This window comes from Corynebacterium neomassiliense, from assembly GCF_900626215.1.
In the GTDB taxonomy this organism is placed as follows: domain Bacteria; phylum Actinomycetota; class Actinomycetes; order Mycobacteriales; family Mycobacteriaceae; genus Corynebacterium; species Corynebacterium neomassiliense.
The window spans coordinates 1,027,837-1,048,441 of record NZ_LR131106.1; the positions used below are offsets into that span (position 1 = coordinate 1,027,837).

The 20,605-nt window shown below is 67.3% G+C and carries 18 protein-coding genes and 1 riboswitch; of the genes, 9 read left to right on the forward strand and 9 right to left on the reverse strand.

The window, feature by feature from the left end:
- Positions 1–1,695: a dihydroxyacetone kinase subunit DhaL gene (dhaL, locus tag E0E18_RS04530; protein ID WP_130839454.1), complete on the forward strand. Its 1,695-nt coding sequence runs from the start codon at positions 1–3 to the stop codon at positions 1,693–1,695.
- Positions 1,696–1,698: 3 nt separating this feature from the next.
- The gene (locus tag E0E18_RS04535) at positions 1,699–2,523 is read left to right on the forward strand and encodes a spermidine synthase (protein WP_066583443.1); all 825 of its coding nucleotides are present in this window, start codon (positions 1,699–1,701) and stop codon (positions 2,521–2,523) included.
- A 52-nt stretch (positions 2,524–2,575) separates the two neighbouring features.
- Here E0E18_RS04535 and E0E18_RS04540 read toward each other — a convergent pair whose 3' ends face one another.
- Complete coding sequence (locus E0E18_RS04540; protein WP_130839456.1) at positions 2,576–3,088, reverse strand: ClbS/DfsB family four-helix bundle protein; 513 nt, start codon at positions 3,086–3,088, stop codon at positions 2,576–2,578.
- 72 nt (positions 3,089–3,160) lie between these two features.
- On the opposite strand from E0E18_RS04540, the gene E0E18_RS04545 reads away from it, so the two are divergent.
- Positions 3,161–4,834 carry a peptide chain release factor 3 gene (locus tag E0E18_RS04545; RefSeq protein ID WP_130839458.1) on the forward strand — a complete coding sequence of 558 codons (1,674 nt, stop codon included), beginning with the start codon at positions 3,161–3,163 and terminating at the stop codon, positions 4,832–4,834.
- On the opposite strand, the gene E0E18_RS04550 is transcribed toward E0E18_RS04545, so the two are convergent.
- Genes E0E18_RS04550 through E0E18_RS04565 form a run of 4 tightly spaced genes read right to left on the reverse strand, consistent with a single transcriptional unit; the run spans position 4,806 to position 8,361 of the window.
- The gene (locus E0E18_RS04550) at positions 4,806–5,489 is read right to left on the reverse strand and encodes an isochorismatase family protein (RefSeq protein WP_130839460.1); all 684 of its coding nucleotides are present in this window, start codon (positions 5,487–5,489) and stop codon (positions 4,806–4,808) included. The genes E0E18_RS04545 and E0E18_RS04550 overlap by 29 nt on opposite strands.
- Entirely contained in the window at positions 5,479–6,759 is a 1,281-nt protein-coding gene (locus tag E0E18_RS04555; protein WP_130839462.1) for an isochorismate synthase, read from the reverse strand. The genes E0E18_RS04550 and E0E18_RS04555 overlap by 11 nt, the downstream gene beginning before the upstream one ends.
- The gene (locus E0E18_RS04560) at positions 6,752–7,615 is read right to left on the reverse strand and encodes an SDR family oxidoreductase (RefSeq protein WP_130839465.1); all 864 of its coding nucleotides are present in this window, start codon (positions 7,613–7,615) and stop codon (positions 6,752–6,754) included. Before E0E18_RS04560 ends, E0E18_RS04555 begins: the two co-directional genes overlap by 8 nt.
- Positions 7,616–7,668: 53 nt before the next feature.
- Positions 7,669–8,361: a hypothetical protein gene (locus E0E18_RS04565; protein ID WP_066583454.1), complete on the reverse strand. Its 693-nt coding sequence runs from the start codon at positions 8,359–8,361 to the stop codon at positions 7,669–7,671.
- A 119-nt stretch (positions 8,362–8,480) separates the two neighbouring features.
- Here E0E18_RS04565 and E0E18_RS04570 point away from each other — a divergent pair, with 119 nt between their 5' ends.
- Together E0E18_RS04570 and E0E18_RS04575 are read left to right on the forward strand one after the other, a co-directional pair.
- A complete protein-coding gene (locus E0E18_RS04570) occupies positions 8,481–10,895 on the forward strand; it encodes an MMPL family transporter (RefSeq protein WP_130839467.1) in 2,415 nt (804 codons plus the stop codon).
- Positions 10,888–11,613, forward strand: a complete 726-nt coding sequence (locus tag E0E18_RS04575; RefSeq protein ID WP_110481171.1) for a TetR/AcrR family transcriptional regulator — start codon at positions 10,888–10,890, stop codon at positions 11,611–11,613. Before E0E18_RS04570 ends, E0E18_RS04575 begins: the two co-directional genes overlap by 8 nt.
- On the opposite strand, the gene E0E18_RS04580 is transcribed toward E0E18_RS04575, so the two are convergent.
- Both E0E18_RS04580 and E0E18_RS04585 read right to left on the reverse strand, forming a co-directional pair.
- Complete coding sequence (locus E0E18_RS04580) at positions 11,509–11,961, reverse strand: hypothetical protein (protein ID WP_130839469.1); 453 nt, start codon at positions 11,959–11,961, stop codon at positions 11,509–11,511. The genes E0E18_RS04575 and E0E18_RS04580 overlap by 105 nt on opposite strands.
- Positions 11,962–11,966: 5 nt before the next feature.
- Positions 11,967–12,452 carry a DUF1648 domain-containing protein gene (locus E0E18_RS04585; RefSeq protein ID WP_130839472.1) on the reverse strand — a complete coding sequence of 162 codons (486 nt, stop codon included), beginning with the start codon at positions 12,450–12,452 and terminating at the stop codon, positions 11,967–11,969.
- Between the two features lie 83 nt (positions 12,453–12,535).
- Positions 12,536–12,668, forward strand: a riboswitch (FMN riboswitch).
- 9 nt (positions 12,669–12,677) lie between these two features.
- Between E0E18_RS04585 and E0E18_RS04590 the strand changes: the two genes are divergently transcribed.
- Together E0E18_RS04590 and E0E18_RS04595 are read left to right on the forward strand one after the other, a co-directional pair.
- Positions 12,678–13,436, forward strand: coding sequence for a nicotinamide mononucleotide transporter family protein (locus E0E18_RS04590; RefSeq protein WP_130839474.1), 759 nt, complete (start codon positions 12,678–12,680; stop codon positions 13,434–13,436).
- A 225-nt stretch (positions 13,437–13,661) separates the two neighbouring features.
- Positions 13,662–14,588, forward strand: coding sequence for a phosphatase PAP2 family protein (locus tag E0E18_RS04595; protein WP_078057199.1), 927 nt, complete (start codon positions 13,662–13,664; stop codon positions 14,586–14,588).
- A gap of 85 nt (positions 14,589–14,673) precedes the next feature.
- Here the strand turns inward: E0E18_RS04595 and E0E18_RS04600 are convergent, their stop codons facing one another.
- Positions 14,674–15,861, reverse strand: coding sequence for a 3-hydroxyisobutyryl-CoA hydrolase (locus E0E18_RS04600; RefSeq protein ID WP_130839476.1), 1,188 nt, complete (start codon positions 15,859–15,861; stop codon positions 14,674–14,676).
- Positions 15,862–16,367: 506 nt separating this feature from the next.
- Between E0E18_RS04600 and E0E18_RS04605 the strand changes: the two genes are divergently transcribed.
- On the forward strand, positions 16,368–18,167 hold the full coding sequence (locus E0E18_RS04605; protein ID WP_130841210.1) for an AMP-dependent synthetase/ligase: 1,800 nt from the start codon (positions 16,368–16,370) through the stop codon (positions 18,165–18,167).
- 75 nt (positions 18,168–18,242) lie between these two features.
- Here E0E18_RS04605 and ppk2 read toward each other — a convergent pair whose 3' ends face one another.
- The gene (ppk2, locus tag E0E18_RS04610) at positions 18,243–19,181 is read right to left on the reverse strand and encodes a polyphosphate kinase 2 (protein WP_130839478.1); all 939 of its coding nucleotides are present in this window, start codon (positions 19,179–19,181) and stop codon (positions 18,243–18,245) included.
- Positions 19,182–19,443: 262 nt separating this feature from the next.
- On the opposite strand from ppk2, the gene solA reads away from it, so the two are divergent.
- On the forward strand, positions 19,444–20,598 hold the full coding sequence (gene solA, locus E0E18_RS04615; protein ID WP_110481166.1) for an N-methyl-L-tryptophan oxidase: 1,155 nt from the start codon (positions 19,444–19,446) through the stop codon (positions 20,596–20,598).
- Positions 20,599–20,605 lie beyond the last annotated feature (7 nt).

Here is a 20,605-nt window from a genome sequence, read left to right on the forward strand (position 1 = left end):
ATGACCTCAGTCTCCCCGCGTTCCTTCCGTAACGACCCCCACGGTTTCCTCCCGCAGGCCCTCGCCGGCTTCGTCGCGTCCCACCCGGACGCGGTCTGGAACCCCGCGGGCTACATTTCCCGTCGTACCCCGGTGGTCGACGTCAACGGGAGGCCCGCCGTCGCCGTGATCTCCGGCGGCGGGTCCGGCCACGAGCCCATGCACGCCGGCTTCCTCGGCGCAGGCATGCTCGCCGCGGCGGTCCCCGGTCTCATGTTCACCTCACCGAACGCGGTGCAGGTCACCGAAGCCACCCGCGCCGCCGACGCCGGCCGGGGCGTGGTGCACGTCGTGAAGAACTACACCGGCGACGTCATCAACTTCCGCGTCGCCCGGCAAGGGCTGCCGGAGGTGGAGACCCGGGAGGTCATCGTCGCCGACGATGTCGCCACCACCTCAGACTCCGGCCCGGGACGCCGCGGCACCGGTGCGACCATTCTCATCGAGAAGATCGCCGGGGCGTCCGCGTACCGGGGCGATGACGTCGACGAGGTCACCCGGCTCGCCCGCGTCGCCGCGGAAAACTCACGCTCCATGGCCGCCGCCCTGACGCCCGGCCACCTGCCGACCTCCGGCCGGTACACCTTCGACCTCGGTGAAGGAGAGATGGAGGTGGGCGTCGGTATCCACGGCGAGGCCGGGGTGGAGCGCACCGGGGTGACCTCCGCCCACGAGACCGTCGCCCGGCTGGCCGGCGCGGTCGTCGACGACCTCGGGCTAGGTGAAGGTGACCGTGTCCTCTGCCTGGTCAACGGCCTGGGCGCGACGACGAACCTGGAGCTGGACCTGGTCTTCGACGAGGTGCTGCGCCACCTCGCCGACCGTAGAATCTCCGTGGCCCGCAGTATCGTCGGCAGCTACGTCACCTCGGTGAACATGGCCGGTGTCTCGGTCACCCTCACCCGTCTCGACGACGCCGACGGCGACACCCTGGTGGAGCTGATGGACGCCCCGCCCGCCGCACCCGCCTGGCCGGTGACCCTCGGGGTGGACCCGACGCCGGCGGACGCCACCATGGTCGTCCCCGAGGATGTGCCGGGCACCGCGGACTCCGCGGTCAACCAGTGGCTGACCGACTTCGTCGCCGGCGTGACAGCGGCCGTCGACGACCTCACCGAGCTGGACCGACTCGCCGGTGACGGTGACTTCGGCACCAACATGGAGGCCGCTTTCGGCGACCTGCCGACCCCGGTGAAGGGCACCGACGGGGAGGTCCTCGCCGCCCTCGGCAGCCGACTGTTCATCCGCGCGGGCGGCACCTCCGGCGCGGTCTTCGGCACCATGTTCCGTGAGATGGCGACGACGGCCGCCCAGGGCGCCTCGGCCGCGCTGACCGCCGGGGAGCTCGCCGAGGCCCTCACCCGTGCCGCGGACGCCGTCACTGAACTCGGCGGTGCGAAGCCCGGTGACCGGACGATGGTGGACGCCCTCGTCCCCGCCGCCGAGGCCGCCCGTGCCGTCGCTGCCGCCGACCCGGACGCCGCCCCTGACCTGGCCGCGGTGCACACCGCCGCCATCGCCGGGGCCCGGTCGACCGCGAAGATCACCGCGTCGAAGGGCCGGGCGTCCTACCTGGGTGAGCGTGCCCGGGGCGTCATCGATCCCGGCGCGCTCGTCGTCGCGTGGCTCTTCGGCGGCGCCGGAAAGATGGACTGAGCCGTGGGACGGAAGTCCGCCAAGGCCTCCGGCCCTGTCGCCGGCGAGTACGAGGGTGCCTCGGGGCCGTTGACCCTGGAGCCGGACCCGTACACCGCCGACGGCTGGGTGATCTACGTCAACGGTGTGCCCAGCTCCCACATCGTGATCGGCGAACCACGTGAGCTGGCGTTCGAGTACATGCGGTGGATCGCCTCGGCGGTGCAGGCGCAGGTCGCGGCGGTGCCGCTGGACCCGGCGTCCCTGCGGGTCACCCACCTCGGAGGTGGGGCGTGCACCATGGCCCGCTACGTCGCCGACGTGTACCCGGACTCACGGAACACCGTGGTAGAGCTCGACGGGAAGCTCGCGGAGCTGGTGCGCGAGCAGTTCGACATCCCACGCGCCCCACGGGTGAAGATCCGGGTGGGGGACGCCCGCACCGTCGCCGCGTCCTTCACCCCGGCCAGCCGCGACGTGGTCATCCGGGACGTCTTCGCCGGTGCGGTGACACCGGAGACCTTCACGACGGTGGAGTTCTTCACCGACTGCCGCCGTGGACTGGCCTCCGACGGACTCTACGTCGCAAACTGCGGTGACCACTCCGACCTGCGGGGGGCGAAGGCGGAACTGGCGGGGATGGCGGAAGTGTGGCGTCACCTCGCGGTCATCGCCGATCCCCCGATGCTCAAGGGCCGCCGCTACGGCAACATCATCCTGCTGGGCTCCGACGTGGCGATCGCTGAGCCTCCGGTGCGCGAACTGCTCGGCGGCGGGGTGCCCGCCCAGTTCAGGGGTGACGCCTGGGTGCGGCGGTTCATGTCGGGAGCGACGCCGCGGCGCGGCTGAGGGACCCGACGATGACAGATCACCGCTGCCCGATCAGCGGTGTCCCGCCGCGTCACGCCTGAGGCAGTGTCTTCAACCACGCCCTGAGCCGGCGTCTGGCATTGGCGTACGGGGAGGACGTGTTCAATGAGATCATCCGCCCCATGGTCCACTTTCCGTACCAGGGCTCACCGTAGAGATCTTCATCCTGGAACCCCTCGATCAGAGACAGAATCCTGTCCTTGACCTCACGGAACTCAACACGGAGATCCTCCCAGGACACACTCGCGCGCTCGGCGTAGAACCGCTGAGCCAGTGCCCCCAGGTCATTCCAGGCAATACCTGCGGCAGGGAACTCGTCCGGCAGTCCCGCTGCCCGGCGCCGGTGCCAGGTCAACACCTGCTCATTCCACCCGATGAGGTACGCCAGCAGGTCCGCCGGGCTCATCAACGTATCCTTCACATGCCCCGGAAGGACCTTCTCCCGGGCCAGCTCCGAGGGAACCCGGTCAAGGTCCCTGTCAAGTAGATCGAAGGTCCTGTCGACCGCGGCAAGAAGCTCGACTTTCGTTGCTGGTACGGCCATGACTCCTAGCCTACCGCCCCTCCGGTGCGGTGAGATGGGCGGACCACACGCCCACGGGTAGCATGTACCCCCGTGTCTGATACTGCCGCCTCCGCCAGTCCCGCCCCCGTCCTCACTGAGGCGCACCGCCGCCGCACGTTCGCCGTCATCGCCCACCCGGACGCCGGTAAGTCGACTCTGACCGAGGCACTGGCACTCCACGCCCACGTCATCAACGAGGCCGGGGCGGTCCACGGCAAGGCCGGGCGCAAGGCGACCGTCTCGGACTGGATGGAGATGGAGAAGGACCGCGGGATCTCCGTGGCGTCCTCCGCACTGCAGTTCGAGTACGCCCCCGAAGGCCACTCGGGTGCCCCCTATGTCATCAACCTTGTCGACACCCCCGGTCACGCCGACTTCTCCGAGGACACCTACCGGGTCCTCACCGCGGTGGACGCCGCAGTGATGCTCATCGACGGTGCCAAGGGCCTGGAACCGCAGACCCTGAAGCTCTTCCGGGTGTGCAAGGCCCGCGGTCTGCCGATCATCACCGTGGTCAACAAGTGGGACCGACCGGGAAAGGAGCCGCTCGAACTCGTCGACGAGATCGTCACGGAGATCGGCCTGCAGCCCACCCCCCTGTACTGGCCGGTCGGCGAGGCCGGCGACTTCCGTGGACTGGCGAAACTGTCCGACGAGGGCGAGCCGGTCGAGTACATCCACTTCCTGCGCACGGCAGGCGGGTCGTCGATCGCCCCGGAGGAGCACTACTCCCCCGATGAGGCCCTGGAGCGCGAGGACGGCACCTGGGCGACCGCCGCCGAGGAGGCGGAGCTGCTCGCCGCCGACGGCGCGGTCCACGACCGGGAGCTCTTCCTCGACTGCACGACCTCCCCGCTGATCTTTGCCTCGGCGATGCTGAACTTCGGTGTCCACCAGATCCTCGACACCCTCTGTGCCCTGGCCCCCTCCCCCGGGCCGCGTGCCTCGGATCCTGAGGTCGTGGAAGCTGCGTCGGGCGCATCCGCCGGGACCGTCGACAAGGTCCGGCAGGTCACCGACCCGTTCGCGGGGGTCGTCTTCAAGGTGCAGGCGGGTATGGACACCCACCACCGGGACAAGCTCGCCTTCATGCGCATCGTCTCCGGACGTTTCGAGCGGGGCATGCAGGTCACCCACGCCCAGTCCGGGCGTTCCTTCTCCACCAAGTACGCGTTGACCGTCTTCGGCCGGGACCGCAGCACCGTCGAGGACGCCTACCCCGGCGACATCGTCGGTCTCGTCAACGCCGGTTCCCTCGCCCCCGGTGACACGGTCTATTCCGGGCGACGGGTGCAGTTCCCCCCGATGCCGCAGTTCGCCCCGGAGTACTTCCGCACCCTGCGCGCGAAGTCCCTGGGCAAGTACAAGCAGTTCCGCAAGGCCCTGGACCAGCTGGACTCCGAGGGCGTCGTGCAGATCCTGCGCAACGACGCCAGAGGCGACGCCAACCCGGTGATGGCGGCGGTCGGCCCGATGCAGTTCGAGGTGATGCAGGCCCGGATGCTCACCGAGTACAACGTGGAGACGGTGACCGAGGCGGTCCCCTACCAGGTCGCCAGGCGTACAGACGCCGCCAGTGCACCGGAGCTGGGACGTCAGCGGGGCGTCGAGATCTTCACACGGTCCGACGGGGAGCTCATCGCCCTGTTCGGTGACCGGTGGAAGCTCGCCTTCGTCGAGAAGGAGCACCCTGACCTTACGATGGATCCGCTGGTCGCGGACTGATCCCGGCGTCCTTCCCCGGCCCGGCCCAGTGTGCGGTGACGGCTGCCGTGTCCGTCACCACCCCGGCCCGGTGGCCGGTCCACTGCAGGGCGAGTTCGTGTTCCCTCCGGGAGAAGTCCCCCAGGGCATCGGCGACGAGGAAGGGCTGGACCCCGGCCATGAATGACTCGACCGCGGTGACCGAGCATCCTATGGACGCATAGACGCCGGTGATGACGAGCTGGTCCCGACCCAGTTCAGCCAGCTGGTCGGCGAAGTCCGTGTAGGCGTAGGCCGAGTACCTCCACTTCGTGAGGACCCGGTCGCCGTCCTGCGGAGTGAGGTCGTCGATGATCCGCGCGCCCTCCGGACTGCCGGTCAGACCGGGGCCCCAGTAGTCGTTGAGCAGGCCCCGTTTCTCCGGCGGCTGGTCGGCCGGCTGGGCGGTGTAGAACACCGGGACGCCGCACCGCCGTGCCTGCTCCGCCAGGGTGACGGTGTTGGGCACCAGACTGGTCAGCGGCTGCGTGGACGGGTCGAACGGCCGGAGGAAATGCCGTTGCATGTCGTGGACGAGCAAGGCACAGCGACCGGGGTCGGGGGTCCAGTCGACGACCGGGTCGGGCAGGTCCGTGGGGAGAGGGTAGGAGATCAGCCCGGGAAGATCAGTGGCCACCGGCGTCCTCCCCTGTCCCGGCGGTTCCTGCGGTTCGGGCTGTACCGGTGATGGTGGACGCCTGCGGTACCTCCGGCTCCGCCGGGAGGATGCCGAGACCCTCCAGAACCGTACGCAGTTTCGCCCCGGTCTCGGTGTACTCGGAGTCCGGGTCGGAGCCCTCGACGATTCCGGCGCCGGCCCATGCGGTGACCCGGTTGCCGGTGAACTCCGCGGAACGGATCGACACGACCCAGTCGCCGTCACCGCGGGCGTCGCACCAGCCGGCGGTTCCCGCGAAGTACCCACGTCCCACAGGTTCGAGTTCCCGGATCCGGTCGACCGCGGGACCGGTGGGCACTCCGCCGACCGCCGGGGTGGGGTGGAGCAGGCGGGCGAGGGAGAGAGCGTCAGTACCGTCTCCGGCAAGTTTCCCGGTGATCCGTGTCCCCAGGTGCCACATTTTGTCGGTGGCCAGCAGCTCCGGGTGGCGTGGGACATCGAGCCGGGTGCACAGGGGTGCCAGGACCGAGGCGATCATGTCGACGACATAGGCGTGTTCGGTGTGGTCCTTCGACGACCGGGTGAGGCTCTCCGCGCGGCGCCGGTCCTCGTCCGGGTCGGGGCTGTGCGGCACCGATCCCGCCAACGGGTGGCTGACGATTCTGTCCCCCCTCCTGGAAACCAGGAGTTCCGGGCTCGCCCCGAGGAACGCCCGGTCGCCGGACGTCGGGTCAAGGGGGACAGAGAAGACCCAGGCGCTGCGGTTGCGGGAGGACAGCCGGCGCAGCAGGGACTCCCAGTCAGGGACCCGGTCCAGTTCCGCCCGCACACTGCGGGCGAGGACGACTTTGCGGAGGTCGCCGTCGGATTCCAGAGATTTCAGCAGGGTACGCACCCCTGCGGTGAAGAAGTCCCCGCGGCCGGTGTCGACCGTGGTCGCGTGCACTCCGGACGCGGTCCGGTCGCCGGCGGCCCCGGCGGTGAGGCTCCCAGGGGTCAGAGGGACACCGGCGGTGTAGAGGCGTTCGGGTGTTCCGTCGCGGTGGTCGAAGGGCAGTGCCCCGACCACGTCGAGGCCGGGTTCCCAGTCGTCCACGGGTGTGAGGTCCCGGGCCTGCACGCTGATGCCGGAGACACCTCGGCGGAAAGTGAAGTCTGCCCGGTGTGCGGCCGGCAGTTGTGCCGCCGGCAGTTGTGTGTCAGTGAGGGTCCCGCCCGGTCCGGACGTGTGGTGACCGGCTGTGCGGGGGTCAGGCCCGGTGAGGTCGGACCTGCTGTTGTCAGGCATGGAGAGTAGCGCCTCCGTCAACGTAGATTTCCTGCAGGATGACGTGCCTGGCCTGTGGGGAGGAGAGGAACACGACGACCTCCGCGACGTCGGCGGGGCTGGCGATCCTTCCCAGGGGTATTCCCAGCCGGGCGGTGGACAGGTCGCCGGCGAGTACCCGCCGGCGTCCTGCCCCGGGGTCGTCGCCCCAGTAGTCCCGTTGCATGGCGGTGTCGGTGGAACCGGGGTTGACCACGTTGCAGCGTATCCCCGCCCCTGCGACCTCGAGACCGAGACTGCGGGTGAGAGAGGACGCCGCGGCCTTGGATGCCGCGTACACGCCCATTCCGTGGCGGGGCACTCCCGCGGCATTGGAGGCGATGACCGTCACGGCACGGTCGGCATGGTCGGCACGGTCAGCCGGGTCGGAGCCCGGCGCCGTCCTGTCCGTTGCACCGTCCTGGGCGAGCATCGTCCCGGCCGCTTCCCTCACCACGAGGAAAGTGCCCCGGGCGTTCACGGCGAAGACTCTGTCGAAGTCGTCCACCGGGGTGTCGGTGACCGTGGCACCGGAGCCGAGCACGCCGGCGGCGTGGATGACCCGGGTGAGCGGACCTCGGCGTCCTGCCTCGCAGAAGAGATCCTTCACCGAGGATTCCCGGGACACATCGCACACCACCCCGGTGACTACGGTGTCGTGTTCCTCCGGGCCGGGAGAAGTGGTGCCGGCCAGGGATTCGACAACTGCAGCCAGTGCTGCAGGGTCGCGGTCGGAGAGGACCAGGACAGAGGGACGGTCAGGTCGGGTCAGGAGCAGGCGGGCCACGGCGGCGCCCATGCCGCCGGCAGCGCCGGTTATGACAGCAACATCATTCACGGGAGGCTAGGCTAACTTACCGGTGGGGGGCTGACCAACCCCCGTGAACGATCTCACAGGAAATGTCCCGCACCGAGGACCATCAGCATCACCGCGGCAGTGAGGCCTGCGCGACGAGCCACGACGCCACTGTTCTCCCGCATCCCGGCGAAGATCTCGCCGATCCGCGACTGTGGTCTGAGTCTGACGTAGCCGACGGCGCAGGCGGTGAGGAACGGGAGGCTCAGCGCCACGGCAGCGTAGACCACCATGCCGAAGTAACGGGTCGACGTACTGAAGTCCCCGGCGCTCATGACGAGAATCCCGGCGAAGAACGGTCCGGAGGTCGCCGACTGGACCAGACCGAGGACGACCCCCGTCAGCAGGGTCGCCGGGGACGGGGTGCGCAGAGGCCCGAGAAATCTGGAGACCAGTGCTGAACTGCCGTCACTGCCTGCGCTGCCGCCGCTGCGCAAGGCCATCATGCCCACGAACCAGCCGGTGAGGACCAGAAGAATACCGAAGAGCGGGGAATCGACGAAAGTGCCGACGGCGTCGCCGATACCGTCGAAGACAAGGAGACTGAGCAGTGCCAGCGCCAGCACCCCGAGCCAGTCGCCGAAGACAAGTAGGGTGGCGACACGCGCATAGGTTCCCCGCCGTCCGCCTGCCGACGAGGTGGGCAGCATCACACCGACCGCCACAATCACACCGATCAACAGGACATTGAGGGTGTCTACGAGGGCGTAGGACATGACGTGCAGCACGTCCGACAGCCTACATGGGTCGTTCAGGGACAGACCGGGGTGACCGATCCGTCCCGCAGTCCCTCCCGAAACATGCAGCCAATGTGCAATGTTGCACATGCAGTGCAATAATCTCCGCCATGGCTAAACTCCTCTACCGGATCGGACGATCCGCATACACCTACAGGTGGCGGTTCATCGCCGTCTGGCTGCTCGTGCTCATCGGAGCCGGCACAGCGGCCGCGACGATGATGAAACCGACAACCATGACCTTCACCATCCCCGGGCTCGAATCGGTTCAGACCCAGGAAGAGATGTCCGACCTCTTCCCGTCTGAAGGTGACTCCATGGAGGCACCCACCGGCACCATTGTCGTCCGTGCCCCGGAGGGGGAGACTCTCTCCGACCCCGCACCGGCTGCCGATCTCGACAAGCTGATCTCTGAGCTGAGGGCCCAGGATTCGCTCGTCGACCGGGACGCGATCGTAAGCCCGGTTGCTGCAGCTGCCGGTATGGAGCAGCAGGTCACCGCAGCCAAGGCAGGACAGGGCCTGTCGCCCGAGCAGATCAGCTCGGACTTCCAGGCACTCTCCCCGCTCAGCGAGGACGGACGCACCGGCACCTTCACGGTGACCTTCGACGCAGCCACCTCGACTGATGTCCCCGCCGAGGAGGTTTCCAAGGTCACCGACATTCTCGAGAATGCCTCGACAGACAACCTCGAGGTCTCCTACAACGGCAATGTCTTCCAGATGACCGAGATCGGTGCCACAGCAGAGCTGGTCGGCCTCGCAGTCGCGGCAATCGTCCTGATCATCACCTTCGGTTCCTTCGTGGCCGCCGGGCTCCCGCTCATCACCGCGGTGGTGGGAGTGGGCACCGGCATCATGCTGGTGTTCGCGGCGACATCACTGACCGACTCGATCAACAACATCACTCCGACCCTGGCCTCCATGATCGGGCTGGCCGTGGGCATCGACTACGCTCTGTTCATTGTCTCGAGGTACCGCAACGAACTTGTGGCATTCGCGGGGGGCAACAATCTCACCCCCAAGGAGCTGGCGGAGGTGGTGCGGAAGACCTCCCACCGGCAGCGGGCGCACCTGGCGGGGCTCGCCGTGGGCAAGGCGGGGTCGGCAGTGTGCTTCGCCGGCCTGACCGTGATCATCGCCCTGGCGGCACTCTCCATCATCAACATCCCCTTCCTCACCGCCATGGCCCTGGCTGCTGCCCTGACAGTGTTCATCGCCGTCACTGTTGCGGTCACCCTCCTCCCCGCCATCCTGGGCGCATTCGGAACCAAAGCCTTCGCCGGAAAGGTTCCGGTGGTCAAGGCGCCGGATCCCGAGGACGACAAGCCGACCATGGGTCTGAGGTGGGTCCGGCAGATCCGGAAGCGCCCGGTCGTCTTCTCGCTGAGCTCGATCCTTCTTCTCGTGGTCCTCGCCATTCCTGCACTGGGACTGCAGCTGGCGATGCCCACCGACGATTCTGCCAAGCTCGGCAGTCCCCAGCGCACAGCGGCTGAATGGATCAACGAGGGGTTCGGCCCCGGCCGTAACGCCCCCATGATCGCCGTGGTGAAGGCCGATGACCCGCAGCAGGCACAGCAGGCTTTCGGCACCGCTGTCGCCGACATCAGTGCAGTGGAAGGCGTGTCCAACGCCCAGATCACCCAGGTGAACGAGGCCGGTACCGCCGCCCAGGTCCTCATCACGCCCACCACCGGTGCCACCGACGAGGCGACGAACAGCACGCTCCAGGCCATCCGTGACGCCGAAGCCTCCTTCGCCGACAGCACCGGTGGCAGCTACGCAGTCACCGGCGTGACCCCGATCTTCGAGGACATCTCCGACCGGCTCTCCGATGTCCTCGTCCCGTATGTGGCCATCGTCGTGGTTCTGGCGTTCGTCCTGCTGATGATCGTCTTCCGGTCTCTCTGGGTGCCGCTCATCGCCGCACTCGGTTTCGCACTGTCCGTCGCCGCCACCTTCGGAGTGACCGTCGCAGTCTGGCAGTGGGGCTGGCTCGGCATCACCGACGATCCGCAGGCGATCATCTCCTTCCTGCCCATCATGCTCATCGGTATCGTCTTCGGCCTTGCGATGGACTACCAGGTCTTCCTCGTCACCCGGATGCGGGAGGGGTATGTCCACGGCAAGACCGCCGGTAACGCGGTCTCCAACGGTTTCAAGCACGGGGCCCGTGTCGTCACTGCTGCGGCGCTGATCATGATTTCGGTGTTCGCCGCCTTCATTCTCATGGACGAGCCGTTCATCGCGGTGATGGGCTCGGCCCTGGCCATCGCTGTTCTCATCGACGCTTTCGTGGTCAGGATGACCATCGTCCCGGCGGTACTGTTCCTTCTCGGCGATCGTGCATGGTCCCTGCCCGGTTGGCTGGACCGCATCATTCCGAAGGTGGATGTCGAGGGCGAGGTTCTCACCGGCATGAAAAACGTCGGGTCCGACAGTGAGGACGCCGACGGCCACGGTGGCAGCGACGGCAGCGACGGCAGCGACGGCAGCGACGAGGCGGGGAAGGTCCGTGCCTGACTGTGTGGACAGGGCCGACCACGTCGACCCCGGGGACCGGTCACATACGGTCACGAACACCAGCTGTCCTTCACTGAGAGCCAGGAAGAAGGAGGAGACCCGCAGGGCCCTTTCCCGGGCGGCCGCCGAACTCCTCCTCACGGAGGGCAGTGAAGGAATGACCGTTGCGGCGGTCGCACGCCGTGCCGGAGTGTCCCCCCGGACTTTCCATAACTACTTCGCGCGCCGCGAGGACGCCCTGTTCGACTTCATCGCGGACACCCTCCACAGCTGGAGTGACCAGGTGGAGGCCGCTCCGGCAGACGAAACTCCCCTCGAGGTGATGTACAGGCTCGTCTCCGGGAAGATGGTCGACGGCGGCGACGGGGACCCGGTCAACGATCCGGGGAACCTGTTCAACCTCATGTCCATCGGCGACCACCTCAGCTACGTCTCGGGACCACAGGACAAGGAACGGGTACTCAGACTGCTCGACGGGATCGTCAGTGCGATGTACCGGCGTCGTGACCACGGCCTGTCCTGGGACGCCATGACCCTGCTGATCGTGTCCAGTCTGGCGTCCGCAGCCATCGCGGTGGAGGCCACCCGGCACCGACCGGACCAGGACTGCAGGTCAGGTCCAACCGGCACCGACTGTGGAGGCCACGGCCCGGCACGCAGCGCCGCGGAGATCCTCGACGAGTGCTTCCACATGCTCCGCGACGGCTTCGGCAGGTGACATCCGGCAGGCCTGGGGCGGTCTCCGGAGGAACTCCGCCCGCCCCGGGGTGCGCCGCTGTACGCCGACCACCGCCGACACCACCAGTACAGCGCTGACCCCGGTCAGCACCACCAGTGTGAGCAGGGCAAGCATCCGTCCGGCACGCGTAGCGACATTGAAGGTCCAGTTCCAGCCGTCACCGGAGCTGAGCATCACGGACGCGCTGCCGGGTGCCTCCAGGAACAGCAGCCACTTCCTCCGCCTGCCGTCCGGAAGCGGGAATCTGCCGGTGACGGCACGGTCGATCCTGTCCACGGCGAGCAGCAGGTACACCGTGGACGCCACAATCCCCAGGATTCCCGCCACTGCCGTCAATCCCCCCGCTCCGTGACCCCCCGCAGGATCAGGTATCCCCCTGCCGCCGTCACGGTAGCAGCCAGGCTCAGCAGAACGAAGTAACGCCCGACCACGGGCGCCGTCTCCTTCGCCCCGTGCCAGATGTTCAGGGCTTCCGTGGTGGTCCCCGCACCACCGGGCTCGAAGACATTCCCCGAGCGCATCCAGAGGATCGACGAGGCGACCGCCAGACCGAGCAGCAGAACCACCGGCACCGTGAACAGCTGTGCCAATACCGTGACGGGTGACTTCGGCTGCCAGGTGTCGGCGTCTCCGGCGAGGTTCCAGTGGGTGGGCAGATGGTCGGGAAGCGAATTCCATGTGGCCCACAGCAACAGTGCGGCCACCGTGGGAGGCAGCAGGACCAGCAGGTACAGGCGACCGGGTACAGACACGGGAGGGCGGCCTCCGGGCGTGACCTCCTCCTCCGGCACCTCTGGAACTGTGGATTCCTCTTCCATGATTCACAGGGTACCCGGGTGGCAGTTTCCTCCTGAGCGGAAACTGCGACGGGGGTTGCGCTGCGGTGTAATCTCTGCCGTGTAAGCATTCTCAGGGCGGGGTGGAAGTCCCCACCGGCGGTGAAAGCCCGCGAGCGCCACCTCCACCAGGTGGGTCCAGCAGATCCGGTGTGATTCCGGAGCCGACGGTCACAGTCCGGACGGGAGAGAAAGGCTGGACACCTCATGTCCGGATCAGTACTCACATCACTTCTTGACGCCCAGTTGACGATCGGCGACACCGCCATCCTCTGGCGCGAGATCATCGGCAACGGTTTCGGCATCGCCTCCGCAGTCGGCGGCATGCGCCGGGTCGTCTGGGCCTGGCCGGTCGGCATGGTCGGCAACATCCTTCTGTTCACCGTCTTCCTCGGCGGCGTCTTCCACACCCCCCAGGACCTGGACCTCTACGGTCAGGCCGGCCGTCAGGTCATGTTCCTCATCGTCAGCACCTACGGATGGTGGCAGTGGTCCCGCGCCCGGAGAGCAGGCGTCAGGGAACCTTCCCGGACCGACCCGTCCCGCTCGATTGTGACAGAACCCGCGGACAACTACGAAGCGGTCCAGCCGCACTGGGCCTCCGCCAGGGAACGGTTGTTCATGGTCGTCGTCGCCGTCGTGGGTACCTGCGGATTCGCCTGGGTCTTCTCTTCTCTGGGGTCCTGGGGTCCGTGGTCGGACGCCTGGATCTTCACCGGCTCACTGCTGGCGACGCTCGGCATGGCCCGCGGGTGGACAGAGTTCTGGCTGATCTGGATAGCCGTCGACATTGTCGGCGTCCCCCTGCTGTTCTCCGCCGGCTACTACCCCAGTGCCGTCCTATACATCGTCTACGCCGCCTTTGTCATCTGGGGTTTCGCCGTCTGGCTGAAGGTCCAGAGATCCGCGCAGCCCGACCCCGCCCGGACAGGGCGGACGGGGACGACAGTCGGCGCCTCTTCGTAGACCGGCACCGACAGACCGGCCCCTCCCCTCCCCGCGTCCCGGCTTGCTACCCCCGGCCACGGGCACTGACCTGCCGGGAAACGCTTTCGTGTACTGGATATGTACGGCAGACTACCGTAGGGTGCATGGAGAAGAATGACCGGTAAACGGTCAGTTCAGGAGTTCACCGCGGTACCACCCCCGGTCGGACCGTGACGTGGAGGAGGACGCACCGCAGTGACGACCATGAGGAACACCGACGCGGCCCCGGGGAGAAAACTCTCCGGGGCGTCCCCCACTGCGACGGTCGACGTGACCACGGCACGCGGGGAAGCGGCGGACCTGTCCTCACCGGTGACCTCCACGGTCCGGCTCACCGGTCTTCCGGTGCGGATCCTCAACTACCTCGTGCAGCCCCGCTGGTGGGTCGAGATCGTGGTGATCTACGGCATCTACCTCGTGTACTCCCTGATCCGCAACGGGGTCCACGACGTGGAGGCGGCCGCGTTCGCCAACGGTGCCCGTATTCTCGCCGTCGAGGACAAGCTCGGACTGGCGTGGGAACGGGGGCTCAACGCTTTCGTCGACAGTGCCCCGTCAGTGGCTGCAGTGTCTGCCGTGGTCTACGCGTCCCTCCACTTCGTGGTGACACCCGGAACACTCGTGTGGCTGTACATGCGCCACCAGAACCGGTACCGCTTCGCCAGCACCGTCATCGTGCTGACGACCTGTCTGGCACTGATCGGGTTCTACCTCCTGCCCACCGCCCCGCCACGAATGTATTCCGGGGAAGGCTTCGTGGACATCATGGCCAAGACAGGCTCCTGGGGCTGGTGGCCCGAGTCCGGCACCCCCGCCTCCGACGCCATCTCCAACCAGTTCGCCGCCATGCCGTCACTGCACTGTGCGTGGGCAGCTTTCTGCGGGATAGCGGTCGTGCTCTACACCGGAAACCACATGGCCCGGATCCTCGGCGTCCTCTATCCTCTGCTCACCTTCTTCGTGGTGATGGGAACAGCGAACCACTACCTCCTGGACGTCGTCGGCGGGCTCGTCACTCTCGCCCTCGCCTACTGCCTGGCCTGGCTGCTGCGCCGCGCGTGGCGCGGATATCTGGCCCGCCACCTAGACGGCCGGATCGTCGACCAGCTGACCACCCGGGGCGCGGCCTGAGCCGTATGTCCTGACGGGGAGTCCCGCAGTTCCCGTCCTCTGCGCCGGCCTTCTGAGAGCCGGCTCTCCGTGTGCGGCAGAGATGTCAGCGGGAGGCGGAACGCTTACGCGCCCGGTCAAGGGCATCCTCGATTTCCGCACGGTCGGCGTCGGTGATCCCCGCGACATCCGCCGGTGTGAAAACGGCGTCACGGGTCTTGTCGACCAGCACAGCCCGCACCCCTTCAGCGAAATTCGGCCGGGACCTTGCCCAACATCCCACAGAGAACTCCGCGTCCAGAGCCTCACGCAGCGTGTGCCGGGAAGAGTGGTCCAGCAGTCTCGCCGTCGCCTCGAGAGACAGCGGATTCGCCGGTTCCAGCAGCTTGCGGGTCAGCTCCGCCGTCTGCCCGTCCGCCGCTTGTATCCGGGAGTCACTGGCGGCCCACCCGCCGTCGGGAACCACCAGGTCCCGGATGTCCCCCTCCATCTCCCGGAGCCGGGAGGAGGGCAGGTTCCGGCCCTGGACCGTCTCCACTGCGACAGCACGGTCCACCCCGTCGGTGAACAGCCGGGTGGTGAAGGCGTCCACGTCGGCGACCAGGCCGGTGGCCAGCCCGGTCCACAGCAGGTCCCCGGGTGTCAGCCGGTAGGCCGTCGCGGCCAGCCACAGTCCCAGCGACCGTGTGGGCTGCTGCGGTGCCTCCAGGGCCGGAAGATGAGTGAACACGTGGGAGATGCCGACGTCCGTGACGAACCCGATCGCGGCCTCCGGCATCGATGCCCACGCCCTGTCGGTGATGATGCGGTGGGACGCGTGAAGGGACAGTCCCAGACCTCCTCCCATGGTGAGCCCGTCAACGAGGGAAACGACCGGCTTCGGGAAGGTCGCGATCCGGTGGTTCAGGTCGTACTCCGCGGTGAAGAAGGAGTCTCCGCCCGCATTGTCTCCGGCAAGGTCGCTGTCACGTACGGACCGGACGTCTCCCCCCGCACAGAAGGCCTTCGGTGATGAAGAGCGGATGAGCACCTGACGGACGGTGTCATCGGCGGCGAAGGTGTCGAGCGCTGCGGCGACTGCACCGACCATTCCGCGGTTCAGCGCGTTGAGTGCTTTCGGCCGGTCGAGAGTGACGACCCCTGTGCGCCCGGGGCCGCTGCCTGTGACTCCTGCAGTGACCCCCACGGATTCGCCGCCGGACGGTGAGGCGGCCGAGGGTGCGGCCGAGGGAGAGAGGGGCGGTTTCTGTGCCGGTTTCTGTGCCGGTGACTGTGCCGGTGACTTGGGGTCCATGTGTCCATGGTGACACAACGGCCCGCCGGCACGAAGGGAAACTCGGCGCCCTACTTCGATTCGCAAAAATAGTGTCGCACATCACCCACTATTTGATAGAGTGATCCTCATCACCTTTCGGGGTGGGTTCTCCACTCCGCCGCCACTCTGCCGAAGGACCACTGAAATGGCCACGCCGACCTCCTCCCCAGTCCCTTCCCCCGCCTATCCCTCATCCTCCCCTCCCGAAACNCCGCCGTGACCAGCGCTGCTACTGGCGGTGATGTGAGGATGTGTAGACTGCGCATACAGGCGTCGCACGCCTCTTTTTTTTGTGCGAGGCAGGCGCCCCCGCGAGGCTCCCCACCCCCCCCTTCGCCGGCGGCGCCGGTTGTGTAAAAAAGACAGGACCGGCCCCGCCAGCCCCTCCCCCCGCCGGTAGCGGACATGCTTCCGTCACCCCCACCCTCGCCGTCACTGAACCCACCACGGTCACCGTGGACCCGGACATCCGCTCCGTGGGGCACATGCTCCGACGCCGGGTCAGTCTCACCCCGGACCGGCGGGCATTCAGCTTCCCGACCGACGGCGACGGATGGGACCACGTCACCTGGGAACAGCTGGGTGTGCGCGCGGCAGAGGTGGCAGCCGGACTCGTCTCCCTGGGAGTGAACCCCGGCGACAGGGTCGCCGTCGCGGCCACCACACGCTTCGAGTGGGTGCTGGCCAACTACGGCATCATGGACGCCGCGGCCACCACCGTCACCGTCTACCCGACCACCATCGCCGACGACGTCCGGTTCATACTCGGCGACTCCGGTACCCGGGTCGTCTTCGTGGAAGACGCCGAACAGCTGGCCAAAATCACCGGCCTGCTGGGCGAGCTGCCCGCCCTGACCCACGTCGTCATGCTCACCGGTGACCGCCCGTCCGGCGCCGACCCCGGTCTGGTCCTCACCTTCGCCGAACTTCGTCACCGTGGTGTCACCGCCCTGAGGGACACCCCCTCCCTCGTCGACGACCGGGTGGACGCCACCGGTCCGGAAGACCTGGCGACCCTGATCTACACCTCCGGGACGACCGGACGGCCCAAAGGGGTGCGGCTGCCCCACCGTGTGTGGATCTTCGAGGCCTTCTCCGCGGAGGCCACCGCCAGGGACTCCGGCCAGCCGCTGCTCACCATCGACGACAGACAGTTCCTCTGGCTTCCACTGGCCCATGTCATGGGCACCCTGTTCATGGTCCTTCCCCTCCACTTCGGCTTCGAGACCGCCGTGGACGGCAGGATCGAGAAGATCGTCGAGAATCTTCCGGCCGTACGGCCCACGTTCATGGCCTCCGCACCCCGCGTGTACGAGAAGGTCCACAACGGGGTCGAACAGATGATGGCCGCCCGCGGCGGCCTCACCGAGAAGCTCTACCGCTGGGCACTGAAGAACTGCGGGGAGGTGTTCGAGGCCGACCACGGGGCGGGCACGGCCGGTGCGCTGACCCGACTGCAGGCCAGGATCGGTGACCGTCTGGTGATGTCGAAGATCCGTGAGAGGTTCGGCGGCCGCGCCCGCTGGTTCATCTCCGGGTCAGCTGCCCTCAATCCTGAGGTGAGCCGCTGGTTCGGTGCCGTCAGCGTCCCCGTACTGGAAGGTTACGGTCTGACCGAGACGGGTGCGGGCAGCTGTCTGACCCTGCCCTCCAGCTACCGCAGCGGCTATGTCGGCCGACCGCTCAACGGAATGCAGGCAGCCGTCGCCGAGGACGGGGAGATCCTGCTCCGCGGACCGGGGATCATGGACGGGTACCACGACAATCCTGTGGCAGACGCCGAAGCGTTCACCCCCGACGGGTGGTTCAGGACAGGCGACATAGGTGAGATCGACGCCGACGACAGGGTCCGCATCACCGACCGGAAGAAAGAGCTGTTCAAGACCTCGAACGGCAAGTACGTCGCCCCCGGCCTCATCGAGTCGACTTTCAAGGGCCTGTGCCCGGTGGTCAGCCAGTTCGTGGTCATCGGCAACGGCCGCAAGTACGTCAGTGCCCTGGTCACCCTCGACGAGGACGCCGTGACCGCCTGGGCCGCCCGAGCCGGAGTATCCGGCGACTACCGTGACATCGTCTCCTCACCGCAGGCACAGGGCCTTGTCCAGGGCTACGTCGACGAACTCAACGAGGGACTCAACCGGTGGGAACAGATCAAGACCTTCACCATCCTCCCCCGGGATCTGACGGTCGGACACCAGGAGATCACCCCGTCACTGAAGCTGCGGAGGAAGGTCGTCGTCGAGCATTTCGCCCGGGAGATCGAGGCGATGTACCCGCCCAACTGATCGTCCGCCGGGCGGGTCAGCCGGCAGGGTGAACGGTCAGGAGCAGACACACCGAGGCGGGCACCCGCCCCCGGATCACTTCTTCCGGGAGCTCCCTTTACCGGCCTTCCCGGACTTTCCGGGCTTTCCCGACTTTCCGGGCTTTCCCGACTTTCCGGGCTTTCCCGCCTTTTTTGAGGCGACCTTGTCCTTCTCCAGGTCACCGGCGACGTCAGGGACGTACCGGAACTCCGTCCTCGGCGGACGCTGGTAGTGGGAGTCCCCCTCGGGCCGGGACGGGATCGTGGGCGGGTTGTTCTCCACCTTCTCCCACGGGATCGAGGTGAGGATGTGGTTGATGACGTTGATCCTCGACCTCTTCTTGTCCTCGCTCTCCACCGTGTACCAGGGGGCTGTGGCGGTGTCGGTGTGCGCGAACATCTCGTCCTTGGCCCGGGAGTAGTCCTCCCACCTGGTGATGGACTGGAGGTCCATCGGTGAGAGCTTCCACTGCCGCAGCGGGTCCTCACGGCGGGAGGTGAACCGCCGGATCTGCTCGTCGTCAGAGACCGAGAACCAGTACTTTCGCAGCATGATCCCGTCCTCGACGAGCAGTCGCTCGAACACCGGAGCCTGGTGGAGGAAACGACGGTACTGCTGTGTCGTGCAGAAGCCCATCACCCGCTCCACTCCGGCACGGTTGTACCAGGACCGGTCGAAGATGACGATCTCTCCGGCAGTGGGGAGCTTCTCGATGTAACGCTGGAAGTACCACTGCCCCTGCTCCCGGGAGGTGGGGGTGGGCAGAGCCTCCACCCGGCAGTACCTGGGATTGAGGTACTGGGTGATCCGCTTGATGGCCGAGCCCTTGCCCGCGGCGTCCCTCCCCTCCATGATGATGACGACACGGCTGCCGGTTTCCCGGACCCACTGCTGCATCTCGACGAGCTGGGCCTGGAGCTCGACGAGCCGCTTCTCGTAGGCCGCCTTGTCCAGTTTCGGGGGCGCGGTGATCTCTTCGCTGTTCGAGGACATGTCGGGGAGTCTACCGCGACGCCCGCCCCGCCTCCCCCCGTTCCACGGGTACAGGACCCGGCCTCCCCGGTCTGCGGGTGAAGGTTCCCGTTCCCGCGCCGACCCCGGGAAAAGGTCGACGGACGGCGGCCGAGGTAACGGCTGTGTGAAATGTCGCCGGAGTCCCGCCCCTGTTCTTGCGGGCCGTTCCTGCTGCCCATAGCCTGTTGCGTATAACAGATCAGGTTGCATCATACGCAACACTCCGTCATGAGGAGAGCCCGTGCAGCATTTCGACGTCATCATCCTGGGAACCGGCTCCATGGGAGGGGCCGCAGCCAACGCACTCGCCGGACGCGGTGCCCGGGTTCTGGGTCTGGAAGCCTACGAACCCGGCCACGACCAGGGCTCCGCCCACGGAGGCACCCGCATCATCCGCCAGTCCTACTTCGAGAGCCCCGACTACGTACCCCTGCTGCGACGCTCCTACGAGCTCTTCCGGGAGCTCGAGGAAGAGTCCGGCCGCAGCCTCATGCAGCTGTGCGGCGGCATCTACATCGGTGACCCCGCCAGCATCACCTTCTCCGGCTCGAAGATCGCCGCCGAACAGCACGGACTCGACCACGAGATTCTCACCGCCGACCAGATCCGCGCCCGTTTCCCCACCATGGACCCCGCCGACGACGCCCTCGGACTCTACGAGGCCAACGCAGGTTACGTCCGCCCGGAGGAGACCACCATCGCCAACGCCGAGGTCGCGGCCGGCAAAGGTGCCACCCTCCACTTCCATGAGAAGGTGACCTCATGGACCACCACCCCCGGTGGAGGAGTGGAGGTCACCACCGACGCCGCCACCTACGGGGCCGACCGCCTCATCGTCTCCCCTGGCGCGTGGGCACCGGTGATGCTTCCGGAACTCCGGCTGCCCCTGCAGATAGACCGCATGATCTTCTACTGGTTCTCCCCGCAGACCACCCCCGCGGTCCCGTTCTCCGCGTGGAGCGAGGAGAACCACCCCGTCTACATCGAGGAGACCCACGGCAACGGACAGATCTACGGATTCCCCGCCACAGACGGCCCCGACGGAGGGTTCAAACTCGGGTTCTTCCGCCGGGGAACTCCCACCACCGCCGACACCATCGACCGCACCGTGTACGACTCCGAGATCAGCGACATGCGCGACCGTGCAGTCCAGCTGTTCCCCGGGCTCACCGGGCCCCTGGTCCAGGCAAAGACCTGCCTGTACTCGGTGACCCCGGACGAGCACTTCATCGTCGGACCGCACCCGGACCATCCCCAGGTCATCCTCGCCTGCGGCTTCAGCGGACACGGGTTCAAGTTCGTACCGGTCATCGGCGAGATTCTCGCCGACCTCACACTCGACGGGACAACCCGGCACGAGATCTCGCTGTTCGATCCCGGGAGGTTCCGGCCGTGATACTCCG

Bases quoted from the DNA above. Each gene is read 5' to 3' on its own strand.
- dhaL (WP_130839454.1), top strand. From the start codon at position 1: ATGACCTCAGTCTCCCCGCGTTCCTTCCGTAACGACCCCCACGGTTTC.
- E0E18_RS04540 (WP_130839456.1), bottom strand. From the start codon at position 3,088: ATGGCCGTACCAGCAACGAAAGTCGAGCTTCTTGCCGCGGTCGACAGG.
- E0E18_RS04555 (WP_130839462.1), bottom strand. From the start codon at position 6,759: ATGCCTGACAACAGCAGGTCCGACCTCACCGGGCCTGACCCCCGCACA.
- E0E18_RS04570 (WP_130839467.1), top strand. From the start codon at position 8,481: ATGGCTAAACTCCTCTACCGGATCGGACGATCCGCATACACCTACAGG.
- E0E18_RS04585 (WP_130839472.1), bottom strand. From the start codon at position 12,452: ATGGAAGAGGAATCCACAGTTCCAGAGGTGCCGGAGGAGGAGGTCACG.
- E0E18_RS04590 (WP_130839474.1), top strand. From the start codon at position 12,678: ATGTCCGGATCAGTACTCACATCACTTCTTGACGCCCAGTTGACGATC.
- E0E18_RS04595 (WP_078057199.1), top strand. From the start codon at position 13,662: ATGAGGAACACCGACGCGGCCCCGGGGAGAAAACTCTCCGGGGCGTCC.
- E0E18_RS04600 (WP_130839476.1), bottom strand. From the start codon at position 15,861: ATGGACCCCAAGTCACCGGCACAGTCACCGGCACAGAAACCGGCACAG.
- E0E18_RS04605 (WP_130841210.1), top strand. From the start codon at position 16,368: ATGCTCCGACGCCGGGTCAGTCTCACCCCGGACCGGCGGGCATTCAGC.
- ppk2 (WP_130839478.1), bottom strand. From the start codon at position 19,181: ATGTCCTCGAACAGCGAAGAGATCACCGCGCCCCCGAAACTGGACAAG.